The 17,755-nt window shown below is 63.8% G+C and carries 17 protein-coding genes and 3 tRNA genes; 16 read left to right on the forward strand and 4 right to left on the reverse strand.

The window, feature by feature from the left end:
- Positions 1-57: 57 nt before the first annotated feature.
- On the reverse strand, positions 58-345 hold the full coding sequence (gene rpmA / locus CRT60_RS24725) for a 50S ribosomal protein L27 (RefSeq protein ID WP_098739208.1): 288 nt from the start codon (positions 343-345) through the stop codon (positions 58-60).
- Positions 346-401: 56 nt separating this feature from the next.
- On the reverse strand, positions 402-719 hold the full coding sequence (gene rplU / locus CRT60_RS24730) for a 50S ribosomal protein L21 (RefSeq protein ID WP_012974890.1): 318 nt from the start codon (positions 717-719) through the stop codon (positions 402-404).
- Positions 720-927: 208 nt separating this feature from the next.
- Between rplU and CRT60_RS24735 the strand changes: the two genes are divergently transcribed.
- The 8 genes from CRT60_RS24735 to CRT60_RS24765 all read left to right on the forward strand — a co-directional run bounded on the left by CRT60_RS24735 (position 928) and on the right by CRT60_RS24765 (position 9,349).
- A tRNA-Ser gene (locus CRT60_RS24735) sits at positions 928-1,017 on the forward strand.
- A gap of 91 nt (positions 1,018-1,108) precedes the next feature.
- Complete coding sequence (locus CRT60_RS24740) at positions 1,109-2,794, forward strand: site-specific integrase (protein WP_098739209.1); 1,686 nt, start codon at positions 1,109-1,111, stop codon at positions 2,792-2,794.
- 247 nt (positions 2,795-3,041) lie between these two features.
- The gene (locus CRT60_RS24745; protein ID WP_098739210.1) at positions 3,042-3,968 is read left to right on the forward strand and encodes a BRO-N domain-containing protein; all 927 of its coding nucleotides are present in this window, start codon (positions 3,042-3,044) and stop codon (positions 3,966-3,968) included.
- Positions 3,969-4,558: 590 nt separating this feature from the next.
- Positions 4,559-4,945, forward strand: a complete 387-nt coding sequence (locus tag CRT60_RS24750; protein WP_143273379.1) for a hypothetical protein — start codon at positions 4,559-4,561, stop codon at positions 4,943-4,945.
- Between the two features lie 1,042 nt (positions 4,946-5,987).
- Positions 5,988-6,536, forward strand: coding sequence for a recombinase family protein (locus CRT60_RS24755; protein ID WP_098739212.1), 549 nt, complete (start codon positions 5,988-5,990; stop codon positions 6,534-6,536).
- 328 nt (positions 6,537-6,864) lie between these two features.
- The gene (locus tag CRT60_RS35845) at positions 6,865-7,518 is read left to right on the forward strand and encodes a hypothetical protein (protein ID WP_143273380.1); all 654 of its coding nucleotides are present in this window, start codon (positions 6,865-6,867) and stop codon (positions 7,516-7,518) included.
- A 437-nt stretch (positions 7,519-7,955) separates the two neighbouring features.
- On the forward strand, positions 7,956-8,618 hold the full coding sequence (locus tag CRT60_RS24760) for a hypothetical protein (RefSeq protein ID WP_098739213.1): 663 nt from the start codon (positions 7,956-7,958) through the stop codon (positions 8,616-8,618).
- A 131-nt stretch (positions 8,619-8,749) separates the two neighbouring features.
- The gene (locus CRT60_RS24765) at positions 8,750-9,349 is read left to right on the forward strand and encodes a PDC sensor domain-containing protein (protein WP_098739214.1); all 600 of its coding nucleotides are present in this window, start codon (positions 8,750-8,752) and stop codon (positions 9,347-9,349) included.
- Positions 9,350-9,451: 102 nt separating this feature from the next.
- Here CRT60_RS24765 and CRT60_RS24770 read toward each other — a convergent pair whose 3' ends face one another.
- Complete coding sequence (locus CRT60_RS24770; RefSeq protein WP_098739215.1) at positions 9,452-9,940, reverse strand: Hsp20 family protein; 489 nt, start codon at positions 9,938-9,940, stop codon at positions 9,452-9,454.
- A 264-nt stretch (positions 9,941-10,204) separates the two neighbouring features.
- On the opposite strand from CRT60_RS24770, the gene CRT60_RS24775 reads away from it, so the two are divergent.
- Positions 10,205-10,633, forward strand: a complete 429-nt coding sequence (locus CRT60_RS24775; RefSeq protein WP_098739216.1) for a DUF1465 family protein — start codon at positions 10,205-10,207, stop codon at positions 10,631-10,633.
- 121 nt (positions 10,634-10,754) lie between these two features.
- Here CRT60_RS24775 and rpmE read toward each other — a convergent pair whose 3' ends face one another.
- Entirely contained in the window at positions 10,755-10,979 is a 225-nt protein-coding gene (gene rpmE / locus CRT60_RS24780) for a 50S ribosomal protein L31 (protein WP_012974887.1), read from the reverse strand.
- A gap of 233 nt (positions 10,980-11,212) precedes the next feature.
- Here rpmE and CRT60_RS24785 point away from each other — a divergent pair, with 233 nt between their 5' ends.
- From CRT60_RS24785 to CRT60_RS24815, 7 genes are all read left to right on the forward strand, one after another.
- Entirely contained in the window at positions 11,213-13,006 is a 1,794-nt protein-coding gene (locus CRT60_RS24785; RefSeq protein ID WP_167421884.1) for an ABC transporter transmembrane domain-containing protein, read from the forward strand.
- An 82-nt stretch (positions 13,007-13,088) separates the two neighbouring features.
- Positions 13,089-14,222, forward strand: coding sequence for an ABC transporter permease (locus tag CRT60_RS24790; protein ID WP_098739218.1), 1,134 nt, complete (start codon positions 13,089-13,091; stop codon positions 14,220-14,222).
- Positions 14,223-14,379: 157 nt separating this feature from the next.
- A complete protein-coding gene (gene mepA / locus CRT60_RS24795; protein WP_098739219.1) occupies positions 14,380-15,348 on the forward strand; it encodes a penicillin-insensitive murein endopeptidase in 969 nt (322 codons plus the stop codon).
- 212 nt (positions 15,349-15,560) lie between these two features.
- Positions 15,561-16,502, forward strand: coding sequence for a methyltransferase domain-containing protein (locus tag CRT60_RS24800; protein WP_109048983.1), 942 nt, complete (start codon positions 15,561-15,563; stop codon positions 16,500-16,502).
- A gap of 135 nt (positions 16,503-16,637) precedes the next feature.
- Positions 16,638-16,724, forward strand: a tRNA-Leu gene (locus tag CRT60_RS24805).
- 38 nt (positions 16,725-16,762) lie between these two features.
- Positions 16,763-16,838, forward strand: a tRNA-Ala gene (locus CRT60_RS24810).
- Between the two features lie 158 nt (positions 16,839-16,996).
- Positions 16,997-17,500, forward strand: a complete 504-nt coding sequence (locus CRT60_RS24815; protein WP_244592739.1) for a hypothetical protein — start codon at positions 16,997-16,999, stop codon at positions 17,498-17,500.
- The last annotated feature ends 255 nt before the right edge of the window (positions 17,501-17,755 follow it).

Here is a 17,755-nt window from a genome sequence, read left to right on the forward strand (position 1 = left end):
AAGCGTGCAGGCCTGCGACACAGGCCGCGCAACAACCTTACTGGTTGTTCGGCCCGATCACTCGGCGGCGACGGCCGGAACTTCCTGGTCGTTGGCCGGAACGACGTTCACGAAGGTGCGGCCGTTCGAGCTGTGCTTGAAGTAAACCTGACCGTCGGCCATCGCGAAGATGGTGTGGTCGCGGCCGAGGCCGACATTCTCGCCCGGGTGGAACTTCGTGCCACGCTGACGGACGATGATGTTGCCGGAGACGACCTTCTCGCCGCCGAAACGCTTCACGCCGAGACGGCGGCCGGCGGAGTCACGGCCGTTGCGGGACGAGCCGCCTGCCTTTTTGTGTGCCATGGGGTGTTGCTCCTAATACTGAAGGTGCGCCTGGAAGCTTGACCGGAAGACCCGGATCAGGCCGCGCCGTTGATGCCGGTGATGCGCAGGACGGTCAGGTCCTGGCGGTGGCCGTTCTTACGGCGGTAGTTCTGGCGGCGCTTCTTCTTGAAGACGATGATCTTCGGGCCGCGATCCTGGGCGACGACCTCGGCGACGACCGAGGCGCCGGCCACGGTCGGGGTGCCAATGGTGGTGTTGCCTGCGTCGCCGACCATCAGCACGTCATCGAGCGTGATGGAGGCGCCAGCATCGGCCTCGAGCTTCTCAACACGGATCACGTCGCCATTGGCGACCTTGTACTGCTTGCCGCCGGTGCGGATCACTGCAAACATTGTCGTCACTGCCTATGTCAAAACAAACGGCGGGCTTCTCGCCCACCGTTCGATGCGCAAGCCCGTTCATGGGAGCGACGATCTATACTCAAGGTGGCCTGAGAGTCAACAGGGATACGGCCGAAAAGCTTCGCATTTTTCTGCAAAAAAGGCTTGCGCGGCCGGAGGCGTTTATATAGGTTCCGCCCACCCCGCCAAACGGGGCAGCGGATGGGTGGCAGAGCGGTTGAATGCACCGCACTCGAAATGCGGCATACCCTCACGGGTATCGGGAGTTCGAATCTCCCCCCATCCGCCATTTATCTTCCTGACCTTGGAAGATCAATAAGTTACTGAAATCCCAGCGGTATCACGGCCTGACTGCTACAGCGATATGCTACAGTCAGGGTATGAACGTGCCGCGACACACCCGCCTTCACCGACGTAACGGAACCTACTATCTACGGGCCGCCGTCCCTGAAGAGCTACGCCCCGCCTACGGCAAATCGGAAGTCTGGAAGAGCCTTCGCACGAAGGACCCGAAGGAAGCCGCGCGGCTGGTGAAGGTCGAAAGCCTCAAAGTCGATCAGGAATTTGAAGCCCTGCGGAAGCGGCTTGACGGACCTGCTGTGGATATCAGCGTGTCTGAAGCCGAACGCTTGGCCGCTCTCCATGTCCTTGATTGGATCGAAGAGGACGAAGAAGCCCGGATGGAGGGGCTTTCAGATCACGATTACCGGAAATACGCCGAAGCCCTCGATATCGTGGAAGCCGGCAACGGCGATGCCCTGGCCCGTGGGGATATAAGCGTCATTGAGTTTGAGATTGATGAGGTGTTGGACCGGCACAGCCTGAACATCCCGAAAGGATCGCCGGGCTACAGACGCCTTGGGTTTGCGCTGTTGAAAGCCAGCGTACGGGCTAACGATCTGCTGAAGGCCCGCCATGCCGGTAAGGTGGTGGATACCCCAGCGGCCCCCAGCTTGCCGCCCAAGGGCCTTACTATGTCCAAGCTCATTGAGCGGTACATGCAGGACCCGGCAAGGGCGAAGCTCTCCGAGAAGACCAAGGACGGCTATAAGGTGATCTTCCGCCTTCTGACGGAGGCTATCGGCCCTGAGAAGCCGGTGCGGTCTATCAGTCGTGAAGACTGCCGCGCCTTGCGTGAACTGCTGGTAGCCATGCCGCCGAACGCAACGAAGCGGTTCCCGAACGCCACAATTCAGGAAGTCGTAGAGATTGCCAAGGCTAGGGGGCTTCCCGCCATATCGGCAGGGTCCGTCAATAGCTACCTGAACAATCTATCCTCGATATTCAACTATGCGGTTGAAGAAGAGTATATGGACAAGAACCCTGCAAAGGGGCTTCAGGTGGCGGAAAACGTCAAGAAGAAGGACAAGAAGCATCCCTTCACCATGGATCAACTGAAAGCCATCTTCAACGCCCCGCTCTATACGGGCTGTCTGAACGACGGCAACGGCTATGCCACCCGCGGAAACGTTCGGCCCCGCGGTGGGCGCTTCTGGGTGCCCCTGCTGTCCCTGTTCACGGGGATGCGGCTGAATGAGTGCTGCCAGCTTGACGTTACGGACGTAAAGACGCTGGACGGCGTGGCCTGCATCCTTATCCGGGAAGACAGTGAAGGCGCGGGCGATGACGGCGACCGTAAGCGAGTGAAGTCTGAAGCCGGTGAACGCTTCGTTCCTGTCCATCCCGAGTTGGAGCGGTTGGGCTTCCTGGCCCACGTCGCCGCCATGAAGGATAAGGACGAGAAGCGGATATTCCCTGACCTTCCGGCAGGGGCGAACGGCTATTATTCGGACCCGTTCTCAAAGTGGTTCCGGCGCTTTCTGGACAAGGCGGGCGCCAAAGAGGGCAAGGTGTCCTTTCACAGCTTCCGCCATAACTATCGGGACGCCCTACGGGAAGCCGACATTTCGCGGGAGCGTGTTCGCGCCCTTGGTGGATGGACTGACGGGGGCGGGGCGGAAGACATTTACGGTAAGGGGCTGAAGGCTTCTACGCTCCGGGCGGAGATTGAGAAGGTGTCCTATCCCGACTTGGACCTTTCCCATCTTTACCCCGGCAGGGCATAGGGCCTGTAAGGCGCTAGCGACTCGATAGAGCGGCCATTGCCGGCGCCGCTACCCTCCTGGTAGCTGACGGCTTGCCGGAACGACTCAATGAGTCCCCTGTGGGCTTCTGAGGGCGCTGTGCCGATGCAGGGGAGGGCTTGGGAGTCCCGATGGAACCAACAGCCCCCGGCCCTCTTTGAAAAGGCGCTTCGCAAAAAGAGGGCTGAAGATCGGCGGGGTTAGTGTTGGTGTCTCCGCATCCCGGACCATGACCAACGTTCACAGCTTCGTGTTCCCCGCTTCCGCCGGCCCGATCAGCATCCGCACCGTTGAAATCGACGGGGCGCCTTGGTTCGTGGGTGCTGACGTTTGCCGCGCCCTTGGGCTTGTCACATATGCAGGGGCTACGGTCCATCTTAAGACCCTGACCGCCGACGAGCGGCAAGGGCACTCTTTGCCCTCCCTAAATCGGCTATTGGGTGGTGGTGTAGACCGTGCATTCTTCGGCGTTGCCGGCCTACAGACCCTCATTTCAGAGTCCGGCCTTTACAAGCTGGTGATGCGTTCGGACAAGCCCGAGGCCCGCAAGTTTCAGGATTGGGTGACTCGGGACGTGTTGCCCGCGATCCGCAAGGACGGCGGCTATATCATGGGAAGGGGAAGGCTCCCTAGGCGCCCTCAGGGACTCGCTACAGCGTCCCCACCATTGCCCGCCACCCATGTAGCCACGCCAACGCCAAGAGCCTTCAGCGAGTCACCCACGGGCTTCCTGAAGGACTCCCGGACCATGAACGACCTGATTTGCGTTACCGCCGTTGAAGGTGAACCCCGTGTTCTGGACACGGAGCTTGCGGCGGCCCTTGGTATGGAGCGGCCGACCAACATTCGCGCCGTGATCGAAGCGAACCGGGCCGAACTTGAAGGCTTTGGGAATTTGCATTCGCAACGTGCAAATACCGGGAAGCGTGGCCGTCCCCCTATCGCCTACCATCTGAACGAGGAACAGGCCCTTCTAGTCGCCATGTTCTCCCGGACGGAAAAGGCGAAGGAGGTTCGGGCAACCTTGGTCCGGGTGTTCGCCGCGTATCGCCGCGGTGATCTGGTCCCGGCTGCCCCGGCCTTCCGGGTTCCTCAGACCTTCGCGGAAGCCCTGCGGCTTGCTGCGGACAATGCGGCCTTGGTGGCGCTGCCGTGACTGAGGGGAAGTAAAGCCTGAAGTCCCCTTTTCAATGTCAACAGTCAACCCCTAGTAGCCAATAATCTTCCTGAACACCATAGATAGTTACGCTACGGACACTCCCGCTACGAACCAATTTAATTCCCCCACCCTTAGAGAGAACGGGGGGAGGGGGACTATAGGGAACCTAAGGAACCCATAGAAACCACCATTATATAAACAGAGACATATAACCATAGACACCTAAGGACCCTATAGGCCCTAAGGTCCATGGATATCATAACTCACGAACCAAATTCCATCTAGGCATGTGGTCCGCCCAATAATGAGGTTCGGATACAAATGCTCCATAGCCTTTAGGCCGCTTCAGCGTCCCTAGAGGCATTCATTTTAGATAGTGCAATCAGGATCAGCGATTATGAAACAGACAAAGGATTACGGCAATGGAGGGCGGCCTATGTTCCTCCGTATGAGCGGTCCCGAAAGAGCCACATGGGAACTCGCTAAGGCTGCCCTAGAGGAACGCCTAGGCAAGCGCCTTAGCCATTCCCGCTTTATTGGGATCGTTTTGGCACAGCATCAAGGCGCTACTGCCGCGGGGGCTTGCGATGGACTATGAAGGCTTCCTTGATGGGCTGCTAGGCGTTAACGGTTCAACTCAGGGCAATGCGAAGCTTACCCCTGACCAGCGGGACGGACTAAATCAGTCCATGTGGTTGATGCAGGCGGGGCAATCGTTGATGAACGGCGGTGGGCTAGGGTCCATCGGTTTGCCGCCTATGGCGACCAAGGGCCTGACCGATCAACAGAAGGCCGACTATCGCCGTTCACAGGCGTTGATGCAGTTCGGTTCCAACATGATGCAGAACGCCAGCGGCCAACCGAACCCCTGGCAATCCATGATGCTTCAGCGATACCCCGGCCTTACGCTTCAGGCTCTCACGGGCGGGGGTGGGCTGGCACCTATGGGCGCCTTCGGGGCCTTGGGGCTATGAGGGCCGTCCCCTTCGCTCCCGAAAGGCGCTGACGACTCGTAGAAGAGCCGTGGGTGCGTTCTGGCGTATTGGTGCTACCCGTCATAGCGGAAGAATGAGGGGCAATCCCTGAGGCGTCTAGTGGGCTTCTGTAGGTGTTAGCAAGTATGGACACAATACACAAATGGCAAATGTCGCCAACTGTGGAGCAATTAAACCGGGCTTAACTGTAAATATCCTTTGACGGCTGATTCATGGCCCTGGTACGTCAAGGCATCTTCGCTTTTGACGGACACGGATCATGTATCTGAAGGCTGAATGCGCAGTTAACCGCGGCGGGTTATTCATAAATCTCACGCTCATAGAAGCCGATTGGCGAAACCGTAAAGTCGGAAGCTATCTTTTCCTTCGCTTCGGCCCATGGCAACGGGTTTGGGACGGTGAATGGATTGGACCATGGGAGCGGTGTTCTTCATGGACTGGTGACGGATACACCTACCTTAATTGACAGGCGCATACGACAAAGGCCCCCAGGATTACCCTAGGGGCCTTTATGCTGTCCGTGTGCTGCCCTGGTGCTGGTGTTACCGCCGGTTACTGTGTGACGCACTGAAGGCCCATGGTAGTCCGCTGGCATCGCGTCATGGTCGGCGGGGGAGGGGGCGCATATGCGGGCTGTGGTGGGTTCCACGTCTGCATTTGCTGGTTCATGTTCCCGAGGGCTTGCGAGAGGCCAAGGGCCTGTTGTGCCGTGAGTTCGCGCCCACCGCATCCATAGAGGCTGAAGACGGCTAACAGCCCACATAAAACACGTCCCCGGACAACCCCCATCGCCTTATCCCCCAAACTAAAGGTTTACGTTCTCGCCACCCTACCCGTTTTAGTTACCGCTTGTGAAGCGCCAAGCTACCGCCTCCCGCCGTCTTCTTAGGGTAAACCCAAGCAAGGCGTTCAGGCGAGACACCCAAGCCTAGGCTTCCTGCGTCTTATTTGGGTTGACTGCCATTGTAAGACAGTGCATCAAAGCAGGGTCTAGAGGCAAACGAGACAGGGGCAAGGCATCATGGCGGTTTACGGCTACGCACGAGTCAGCACCACCGATCAGAACCTTACCGTTCAGGAAGAGGCGCTTCGGGCTGCCGGCTGTGACGTGATCCGCACCGAGAAGGTTAGCGGCACCACCCGCAACGGAAGGGCCGAACTGGAAACCCTCCTTCAGTTCCTCCGCCCTGGCGATACGTTGATGGTCACGCGCGTTGACCGCCTTGCACGGTCCATCGCTGACCTTCAGGACATTGTGCGGGAACTGAAAGCCAAGGGCGCGGCGCTGAAGGCAACCGAACAGCCCATCGATACCAGCACCGCGGCCGGCAAAGCCTTCCTCGATATGCTGGGCGTGTTCGCTGAGTTCGAGACGAACATTCGCAAGGAGCGGCAGCTAGAGGGGATCGCCAAGGCCAAGGCTGAAGGCGTCTACAAGGGGCGTAAGCCGTCCATCGATACCACCGAGCTAATGGCCCTCAAGGCGGAAGGGCTGGGCGCTACCGAGATAGCCAAGCGACTCGGGATCGGTCGTGCCAGCGTCTACCGCATCCTTGGTTCGGACACCTGAACCGCAGGGCAGGGCAGGGCGGTAGGAGTCCCAAGGGACCGGAAGATACTGTCCGCCCTCCCCCGGCCCCTCGAAAACCGTGGTTCGTAGATCGGGGCTAAACCGCTGTTGATTAGTTGTTGTTCCGACCCTTCATGGTGGGGAAGTCCGCCAGATTTTCCGAAGGGACTCCCGGCACCCCCCGCCCCCCTTTCGATCTTCGGTTCCCCGAGAGGGGGGCGTCATTCCGTAAATCGGCCCCCACCGGGGGGAGGCGCGGCGCCCGCCAATCCGGCCATGCTCAATTCCCCCACCCTTAGATGCAACAACGCACTAAGGATTAACGAGCATGAAAACCAAGGTTTGCCGGGATTGCGGTAATGCGCTCCCGTTCAGTGAATATTACTTCCGTCCGTCGAATGGCCGCTTCGACGCTAAATGCAAAGCCTGCCACAAGGAAAAGCGCAAGGCATGGCTTCCTACCGCTGTTCCAAAACCTGCCAATGAGAACACACCATTCCCGCAGCGCATCGCTAAGGTGCCCATGGTGGGGAATACCTACGGCAAGGTGACAGTCATTGCGGAGGCTGGTTCTGATACGCACGGGAACCGTCTTGTTCAAGCAAGATGTCAGTGCGGCACCGTTGCCGTGAAGAATGCGGCATCAATTCGTCGGCCCGGATACGGGTGCTTCAGTCCGTGTTCTGAGAAGATGACGGGTCAAAGCAGCCATCCGCTTTATTATACCTATCACCTTATGTTGCAGCGTTGCGGAAACCCGAGTAACCCGGATTGGGAGTGCTATGGGGGCCGCGGGATCAAGGTGTGCGAGCGATGGCGCAATTCCTTCCGCGCGTTTGTGGAGGACATGGGCGAGCGTCCAGAGGGCCACACCATTGACCGTCGCGACAATGACGGCGACTACACGCCCGAAAACTGCCGTTGGGCGGACTGGTCCACTCAGATGCGGAACCGCCGCCCTTGGAAGCGGAAGCGGGCCTAACGCTCCCCTCTGCCGTTCCCTTGCCCTCTGGGCTGGGGGCGGCCGGACCACGCCAAACCCGCCGTTCGTGACCGTTGCCGTTGCTCCAACGGGCTGCTACAGTGGCACTCATGCGGCGGGCCTAGTTTCCGTTGTTTTTCAGTACCTTAGGTGGTCGGAATGGCTGTTCTCCCCCCATCCGCCATTCTCTCTCACCAGAGAGTAAATTGCAAAGCGCCAGCCGGATCGGCTAGGCGCTTTTTTCTTGTCCGGCTCGCGGCCGCCTTTGACTCGGCTGCCTTTCTTTCAACCGCCCCGGTCTTTTCCAGTTGGGCATCTCCTTTTTCTCCGGGCCGTCGCGATGGCCGTTCCCCCGGCTGGTTTGTTGGTCATCTCAACGCCAACGCCCAGATCCCTTCGGTGCGATCCGCCAGGGATGCGACCGGAGGGGTGCCGCCATGAACTCGCTCAGCCGTCACGATGGGTGCCTGCGCTTTTCCTATGTCGTCGATGGCGGCCTGCGCGTCGAAGGCACCCACGATCCGGCGGAGCAGGTGCTGGTCCTCAAGGTGACGGCGCCGCAGGGGCGGGTGATCCATATGGACGCGATTCCCTGCGGCGACCCCCGTGTCATTCTGGCGGCGCTGCGCGAATGGGGCGAGCCGCCGGAGGAGGTGCGCGGCGCTCTGCCGGCGCTGGGCGGCAACGCGATCCTGCTGGAGACGCGGCTCGGCGACTCGGTGCGCGCCTCTATCCGCCGCCATGGCATGAAGGTGGAGGTCGTCTTCATCGACGGCGACGGCCGGCGGCTGGCGGAGTTGCGCGCCGGCAGCCTGGAGGCTCTCGACGCCAAGGCCGGCGGACTGCTGCGCCTGTCGCAGCGGACCCGCGCGGTGCTCAGCGCCTGGCTGTCGGCCGAACCGCTGTGGCTGGCGGCATTCCTGTTGGGCGGGCCTTTCCTCGGCGCCTTGCTGATCGTCTTCGGGGCGCAGGTCTCGCCGGAGCAGGTGCTGGTCACCGCCTATGCCGGAGCCGCCGGGCTGGTCGCCGCCTACGAACTGCTCCGCGCCGGTTACGCCGAGTGGGTGCTGGCGCCGCCGGACAGCTTTCCGCGCCAGTGATCTCCGGCATTTAGTCCGCATTACGGATCTTCCGTTTGGCGGAAAAACAAGCCCCGATGCTGTGGTGCCGGCATCGGAAGTCCGACCATCGCCCCGCCCATCACTGGGCCAAACGACTGGGAGGACATCACATGACGCAGGCTCGATACTGGATCGCCGGCTGCGCGATTTCCCTTCTGTGCACAGGCACGCTCTCCGTGGCGTCCGCCGCGGATCCCGCGCTGGAAGGCGCGGTGCGCAAGGCGGTCAGCCAGCAAGCCCAGCCCTGGCTGGCCGATCCGGCGGTGGTGGGCGCGGTGAAATCGCAGAACAGCAGGAATGCCGGCATCGCCCAGGCCAAGATCGACGAGATGGACAACAGGTGGAAGGCGGCGGCCAAGGCGGGAGGCGCCAATCCGGCTTTCGATGAAGTCTCGGTGAATGCGGTGTCCAAGCAGCTGAAGCAGGTCGTCGCCGGCAGCAATGGCCGGATCGTCGAAATCCTTCTGATGGACGACCATGGGCTGAATGTCGGCCAGACCGCCGGGACCTCCGACTTCTGGCAGGGCGACGAGCCGAAATGGCAGAAGATCTTCACCGGCAATGCCGATCTCTACATGACCGACCCGGAGAAGGACGACAAGACCGGCGCCATGCTGACCGAGGCCAGCGTTCCGGTGATGGACCCGGCCGGCAAGCAGAAGATCGGCGTGGCGATGATCGTTCTGGACACCGCGAAGCTGGGCCAATAGGCGCCACCCAAAGCGGCGGTGCGGTAAAAGAGGCGGCGCCCCGGATGGTCCGGGGCGCCGTTCTCATGTCCGCCTCAAGAGCGGACGGACCGCGTCAGGGCGTCAGGCCGCCTGCTGGGTCAGCGCGGGGGCCGGAGCGGGCGCCTCGACCTCCACCGCCTGGGTGCCGGCGGCGGTGACGATCGGAATGCTCCGCGGCTTCATCGCTTCGGGTACCTCGCGCGCCAGCTCGATGTGCAGAAGGCCATTCTGAAGAGACGCGCTGGTCACCTTGATGAAATCGGCGAGCTGAAAGCGGCGCTCGAACGCGCGCCCGGCGATACCCCGGTAGAGGAATTGGCCGGTCGGCTCGTCCTTCTTAGCTTTACCAGTGACGGTCAACGAGTTCTGGTGAGCGACGATGTTGAGGTCGTCCATACCGAAGCCGGCAACGGCCATGGTGATCCGGTACGAATCCTCGCTCAGCTTTTCGATGTTGTAGGGCGGGTAGGACGCCGCCTCGTCACCGGTGGTCGCGGTCTCCAGCAGACGCGACAGGCGGTCGAAACCGACGGTGGAACGGAACAGCGGCGAAAGGTCGTAGCTACGCATGACATATCCTCCGAAAGAGCGATACGGCCATCGAGGACCACGGTCTGGTCGGTCCTCGACGGTGGGTTTGGAGGCGGACCCCGTATGGGCATCCGCCTGACGAGCGAGAGATAATCGACGCTTTTTCCTGTTCAAGAGGGCGGTCGCACAAACGCCGGCCAGACCCCGCCTGGGGTTGCCGGGTACCGCCCAGTCACCAATTGTTAATCAGTTGCGGCAAGGCTCACGCTAGGGCCGTAAGTCCGCGGGAGGGGGCCGACGACCATGACTTCGCACACCTTCTTCTTCAACGGTCCCTACGACGAGACCATGGCCCTCTTGATCGAGGCGCGGAATTACATCGCCTATCATGATGCGGCCGAACACCGGAAGCTGCCGCCGCAGGTCCGCTTGCAGATCTCCTACGAGTCCATGCGGGTGACCAGCCGCCTGACCCAGGTGATGGCGTGGCTGCTGGCGCAGAAGGCCGTTCATGCCGGCGAGATGTCGAAGGAGCAGGCGGCGAGCGAGGATTTCGCGCTGTCCGGCGGCGAGATCTGTTCCGACCCCAGTGGCCCCGACAACGAGGAACTGCCGTCCGGCCTGCGCAGCCTGCTGGAGCGCAGTCACAGCCTCTACATGCGTGTCCACCGGCTCGACGCCATGGTCCGTGCCGATGTGGAGCGCGAGGCCGCCGCGGCGGCTGTGGGGTAAGCTTGCGGTGGGGTGGAGGACCGCCGCCGCGCCATACGCAAACGGAAAAGCACAAACGAAAAGGGCGTCCGAACCGGTCGGGCGCCCTTTTCGCATCGGCAGGATAGAAGTGCGGTAACGCTTACTTCTTGAGGCCGAAGTTCGCGAAGCGCTTGTTGAACTTGGCGATCTGCCCGCCGGTGTCCAGCAGCTTCTGCACACCGGTCCAGGCCGGGTGAGACTTCGGGTCGATGTCGAGGCGCAGCGTGTCGCCCGGCTTGCCCATGGTGGAGCGGGTCGTGAACGAGCTGCCGTCGGTCATGACCACGGTGATCTCGTGATAGTCGGGATGGATGTCAGTCTTCATGGCCGGGGTTCCTGCAAAGCGAGCGGCGTCTATACCAAAACGCCTTCGCCGGTGCAACCCCGGAATCGAGCCTCGTTCGCGGAGTCTTTGCCGCGTTCCAGGGCAGTTTCCACGGCGGTTTCGCCCGTCCATCGCCTTGTTGGCGTCGCCGCACCGCGCTATATGCCACCGATCCGCATCAATAACCCCAACAGACAAGCGGGAACCGCGTGGCTCGCCAACCCTCCCCCGACATGATCGCCGCCTCCGCCCGTGGCGAGGCGGATGCCCGCCGCCGCGACCTCGGTCCCCTGCGCCGGCTGGTGCCGTTCCTGCTTCCCTACAAGTGGCGCATCCTGGGCGCCATGGTGGCGCTGACCGTGGCCGCCGGCACCGTGCTGGGGCTGGGGCAGGGGATGCGGGTGCTGATCGACCAGGGTTTCGCCGGCGGCGACACCTCGCTGCTCGACCGCTCGCTCCTGGTGCTGCTGGCGGTGATCGCGCTGATGGCGGCCTCGACCTATGGCCGCTTCTATCTGGTCAGCTGGATCGGCGAACGGGTGGTCGCCGACATCCGGCGCGCGGTTTACGACCATGTGCTGACCCTGTCGCCCGGCTTCTTCGAGACGACCAAGACCGGCGAGATCCTGTCGCGCCTGACCACCGACACCACGCTGTTGCAGGTGGTGGTCGGTTCGTCCGCCTCCATCGCGCTGCGCAACGCGCTGCTGTTCCTGGGCGGCACCGGCATGCTGCTGATCACCTCGCCCAAGCTGACCGGGCTGGTGGCGCTGGTGGTTCCGCTGGTGGTGGCGCCAATCGTTTTCTTCGGCCGGCGGGTGCGCAAGCTGTCGCGCGACAGCCAGGACCGCATCGCCGACATCGGCTCCTTCGTGGAGGAGACGCTGGCCGCCATCCGGACGGTCCAGGCCTACACCCACGAGGCCATCGACCGCACCCTGTTCGGCAAACGGGTGGAGGAGGCCTTCGACGTCGCCATCCGCCGGGTGCGGGTACGCGCGGTGATGACGGTGATCGTCATCGTCCTTGTCTTCGGCGCCGTCGGCATCATCCTGTGGATCGGCGGCCATGACGTGGTGGCGGGGCGCATCACGCCGGGCCAGCTGTCGGCCTTCGTCATCTACTCCGTGGTGGTCGCCGGATCGGTCGGCGCCATCAGCGAGGTGATCGGCGACCTTCAGCGTGCAGCCGGCGCCACCGAGCGTCTGTTCGGCCTGCTCGCCATCGAGTCGGACATCCGTGCCCCGGCCGCGCCGAAGCCGTTGCCCAGCCCGGCGGCGGGAGCGCTGTCCTTCGACGCTGTCCGCTTCCATTACCCGTCGCGCCCCGACTGGGCGGCGCTGGAAGGCTTCTCGCTGGACGTGAGGCCGGGCGAGCGGGTGGCTCTGGTCGGTCCATCGGGCGCCGGCAAGTCGACGGTGTTCCAGCTTCTGCTGCGCTATTACGACCCGCAGGCCGGTTCGGTGCGGCTCGACGGGGTCGATGTGCGCGATGCCGATCCGGTGGATGTGCGCCGCCGCCTCGGCCTCGTCGCCCAGGACCCGGTGGTCTTCTCCGCCAACGCCTGGGAGAACATCCGCTATGGCCGGCCCGATGCGTCGGATGCCGAGGTGCGGGCCGCCGCCGAGGCCGCCCATGCGCTGGACTTCCTCGATGCGCTGCCGGAGGGGTTCGGCACCTTCCTGGGCGAGAAGGGCGTGCGGCTGTCGGGCGGCCAGCGCCAGCGTCTCGCCATCGCCCGCGCCATCCTGCGCGACCCGCCGGTTCTGCTGCTGGACGAGGCGACCAGCGCGCTCGATGCCGAAAGCGAGCGGATGGTGCAGGACGCGCTCGACCGGCTGATGCATGGCCGCACCACCCTGATCGTCGCCCACCGGCTGGCGACGGTGCTGAACGCCGACCGCATCGTGGTGATGGACAAGGGCCGCGTGGTGGAGACCGGCACCCATGGCGAGCTGGTGGCGCAGGGTGGGCTCTATGCAAGGCTGGCGGCATTGCAGTTCGACCGCGCGGACGGGGTGGCTTAAGTTCAGGGAACATTGGGACATCGACGCCTCCGGCCGACCGCGCTACCCTTGCCGCCATCCCCAGCCCCCATGAGGCAGTGCGATGGCGCGGATATCGGCAGGCCGCCTGATGGCGGTGATGGTGAAGGAATTCATCCAGATGCGGCGCGACCGGCTGACCTTCGCCATGATGGTGGGGGTGCCGATCCTGCAACTGATCCTATTCGGCTTTGCCATCAACTCCGATCCGAAGGCACTGCCGACCGCGCTTCTGGTCGCCGACTCCAGCCCCTTCGCCCGGACGCTGGTCGCGGCGATGGAGAATTCCCGCTACTTCGCCATCACCCGCACGGCCGATTCCGAGGCCGAGATCGACCGGCTGCTGGCGGAGGGGGAGGTGCAGTTCGCCGTCACCATCCCTTCCGGCTTCGCCCGCGACCTCCAGCGCGGCACCCGCTCGGTCCTGCTGGTGGAGGCCGACGCCACCGACCCGGCGGCGACCAGCAACGCCCTGTCGGCGCTGACCGCCATCGCCCGCCAGGCGCTGAACCCCGACCTGACCGGGCCGTTGGCGAGCTTGCGGACCGGTCCAGATCCGGTCGAACTGCGCGTCCACCGCCGCTACAATCCGGAAGGCATCACCCAGTACAATGTGGTGCCCGGCCTGATGGGCGTGGTGCTGACCATGACCATGGTGATGATGACGGCGCTCGCCGTCACCCGCGAGCGGGAACGCGGGACCATGGAGAATTTGCTGGCGATGCCGGTGCGCCCGTTCGAGGTGATGCTGGGCAAGATCGTGCCCTTCGTCGTCATCGGCTATGTCCAGGTGCTTCTGATCGTCGTGGCGGCGCGGCTGCTGTTCGACGTGCCGATCATCGGCAGCCTGGGGTTGCTGTCCGCCGTGCTGATCCTGTTCATCGCCGCCAATCTGGCCGTCGGCTTCACCTTCTCCACGCTGGCGCGCAACCAGTTGCAGGCGATGCAGATGTCCTTCTTCTTCTTCCTGCCGTCGATGCTGCTGTCCGGCTTCATGTTTCCCTTCCGCGGCATGCCCGGCTGGGCGCAGGCGGTGGGGGAGATCCTGCCGCTGACCCATTTCCTGCGCATCGTCCGCGGCATCCTGCTGAAGGGGAACGGGCTGGCCGAGATCGCCGCGGAGGTGCTGGCGCTGGCGCTTTTCCTGACGGTGGTCACGGTGGTGGCGTTGAAACGCTATCGCCAGACGCTGGATTGAGCCGCAGGAACCGCCAGGGGGCGCACCACCGATGGCCCGGCTCTGCGCCTGTCCGTTCGGTTGTGCCGCCGGGGCGCCTCCTCCATCATTCCTTAACCACGACTCCGCTATAGCCGTAACAGTGGCGGTGCTGGCGACGGTGAAGCGGGGGGCAGAGATGGGTTTTCGCGCTTTTGGCGGGCGTGCCTTCAAACTGGTCGCGTGCGTCGGGCTGGCCGTCGCCCTGCTGGCGGCGGGCGAGGCCGACGCCAAGCCCCGCAAGAAGAAGCCGGCACCGATCCCGGCCTATGCCACCAGCGTCGCCTGGGGGGCGGTGACCGGCCCCTCGCTGGGGGCCGCCAAGTCCATCGGCGGCTATGCCGCCGGCTGCATCGCGGGTGCCCGTGCCCTGCCGCCGGAAGGCGTCGGTTATCAGGTGATCCGCCTGTCGCGCCAGCGCAACTACGGACATCCGGTGCTGGTCGACATGCTGCGCGACTTCGGGCAGCGGGTGGCGCTCTCCGGGCTGGGCACCGCGCTGATCGGCGACATGGGGCAGGCGCGCGGCGGGCCGATGCCGTCGGGCCATGCCAGCCACCAGATCGGCCTGGATGCCGACGTCTGGCTGCGTCTGGACCTGCCGCCGATGGGCCGCGCCGGCCGCGAGCGGCTGGACGAGGTCAAATATGTCGATTACGACCGCATGCGGGTCACCGAGGACTGGTCGGACCGGCAGGCGAAGATGATCCAGATCGCCGCCAGCGATGTCCGTGTCACCCGCATCTTCGTCAACCCGGCGATCAAGCTGGCGATGTGCCAGCGCAGTTGGGCCGACCGCAGCTTCCTGAACAAGCTGCGCCCCTGGCACGGCCATGACGGCCACATGCACATCCGGCTGAGCTGCCCCGCCGGCAGTCCGCAGTGCGAGCAGCAGGATGCCCAGCCGGAAGGCGACGGCTGCGGGGACGAGCTGATGTCCTGGCTGGACAGCGCCGCTCCCGCCATCGAGCACCCGCCGGGTTACAAGCCCGAGCCGCGGGTGGTCCGCAAGATGCCGGCAGCCTGCGCTCCCGTGCTGAACGCGGCGGGCACCCGCATGGCGTCGCTGGCCGACTCCGCGGCGGTGCAGACGAAGGCCGCACGCTGACGGGTTGGCGTGTTTCCGCGGAGAAATTTTTCCACTTGCATGCAATTATCGTCCGTCTAACCTGAGGCTGGACAGATTCTTGCGGATGGTGTGCCCGGTGCGTACCGGACAACCGCAAGGATGCTGTGCCGGGCGCTGACGGCCGGGGGTGGCCGGCGGTGCCGGGAGTCGTTCGGCGGATGGGGTGCCACGGCGATGACGGACATGCGGAAATGACGGACAAGGACGGAGCGTCCGGACACGGACCGAGCCTGAAGACGCGCCTGTATGCGTGGTGGGAAGGCTATGACCTGTCCGGCATGAAGGCGAAGAAGGGCGACGAGCCGGCGCCCGAACCGGAGCAGCCGCAGCCTGCCGCTCCCGGTCCGGGCATGAACCGCTGGGGCAAGCCGCTGTGGACAGCCACCCGCATCGAGGTGGCCGAGAAGATGTGGGGCGAGGGCTTCAACACCCCCGGCGGCGCCGACCACATCCCCTATCTGGTCAAGCCGCTGGGCCTGAACCCGGCGATGAGCGTACTCGACCTCGCGGCCGGGCTGGGCGGCACCAGCCGCACCATGGCCGGCAAATACGGCTGCTGGGTCACCGGCCTGGAGGCGTCGGAGCTGCTGGCCAAGGAGGGCATGGTCCGCTCCTTCAAGCTTGGCCTGGAGAAGAAGGCGCCCGTCGAGACCTTCAATCCCGAGCATTTCGGCTATCCCAAGCGCGTCGACGCCATCGTCTACAAGGAAGGCCTGTTCTTCGTCCGCGACAAGGAGCAGATGTTCGACGGGATGGAGTTGGCGCTGAAGCCGCGCGGCCATCTGCTGATCACCGATTACATCGCCGAGGCGGATGTAATGGGGGCAAAGGCGGTGCAGAGCTGGTGCGACAAGGAGCCGCTGACCCCGAACCTCTGGCCCAAGGACCGCATGGCCAATGCGTTCGCCCAGCGCAACCTCGACCTGCGCATCGCCGAGGACATCACCGACACCCACCGCGGCCTGATCCTGTCCGCCATCCAGGGGCTGGTCGAGCATCTGGAGAAATTCCAGCTCGACACCCCGACCAAGCTGGCGGTGATGGAGGAGGTCGAGCTGTGGGCCCGCCGCGTCGCCGCCATCGAGGCCGGCGTGCGGGTCTACCGCTTCTATGCGATCAAGCCGGCGGAGTAGGCCGGCGAAGTAGGGGGCCCGTGCCCCTCTGCCGGGCCTCCCGAAAAAACTTTTGCGCGATTGCATTTTTTCACTTGAGCGCAGCCGCTGCTCTGGGTACATAGAGCGCCCCGCGTGACCCCAAGAAACGCGGACGCGCTTGTGGCGGAATTGGTAGACGCGCTAGGTTCAGGTCCTAGTGGCTGAAAGGCCGTGGGGGTTCGAGTCCCTCCAAGCGCACCAACACTTTCAGTGTTGGTGAAGAGTAAGAGAAATATAGTGGGGCCATAGCTCAGCTGGGAGAGCGCTACAATGGCATTGTAGAGGTCAGGAGTTCGATCCTCCTTGGCTCCACCATTCTCGGACGCCCGCCGGGGCGGAAAATTCCCGGCCAATCCCCGACCTTTCGAATTCACTCCGATCCCCGCTGAACGCGCCGGGATCTTTATCGGTACAGCCACTGTGGCCTTTCCGCATCAGGAAGGCGCGGACAGGGTGTTACCACCTTGGGGCGCATGGCCGAACGGGTGCCGCGCACGGATAATCGCGCCTGTCGAACTGCAAACTCTCTTCTGCACGCTTCGACACAAACACGCACCCACATCGCCCGCCATTCCGATTTTTCCGGAGCGCCCGCCATGTCCACACGGATGGAACACGGGTTGAGGACGCTTGTCCTCGCCCTTTACGATGAAGCTGCATTGACGGCGGCTGCTAAGGGCCTGACCGGGCTGTTGGCCGAACGGGCGGCCTTGAGCGAGGCCGCAAGCCTCGCGTCCGGCCCGGCCCGCCGGATCCTATCCGAGGAAGAGGTGTTGCGCATCGTGCTGTCGGCCCGCCGGCTTCAACGCATGGGCGGCTCGCGCGACGACGGCCCGGTGCTGGTCCCCGGCCTGTCGGCGGTTTCGCCGTTGCCGCCGCTGCATCGGGCGGTTGCTGCGATGAAGCCGCGCCGCGGCCGTCTGGCCCTGTGGGCGATGCGCTCACTGGCACGGCATCCGTCGGCGCCGTTGATCTGACGCGCGCCGGCTGACAGGCAGCGGTCCCGTGCCGGCGACTGGTCCCCGCCGGTGCGGACCGCTGCTGCCTTTCGCCACAACGGTCGGAGTTGCGCGGCAGGCGGCCCGGGACAGGGGCCGGGCCTGACCCTTGTGCCATGCGGCCCCGGTGCGCGCAGTCGGGGGAGGGCTATTGCCGATGCGTGCTGGCGCGCTGCGGCGCGGCAGGCTACATACGCAAGGCTGCGCTTGCGTCGCAGCGATTGCGTCGCGAGC

This window comes from Azospirillum palustre, from assembly GCF_002573965.1.
Classification (GTDB): domain Bacteria; phylum Pseudomonadota; class Alphaproteobacteria; order Azospirillales; family Azospirillaceae; genus Azospirillum; species Azospirillum palustre.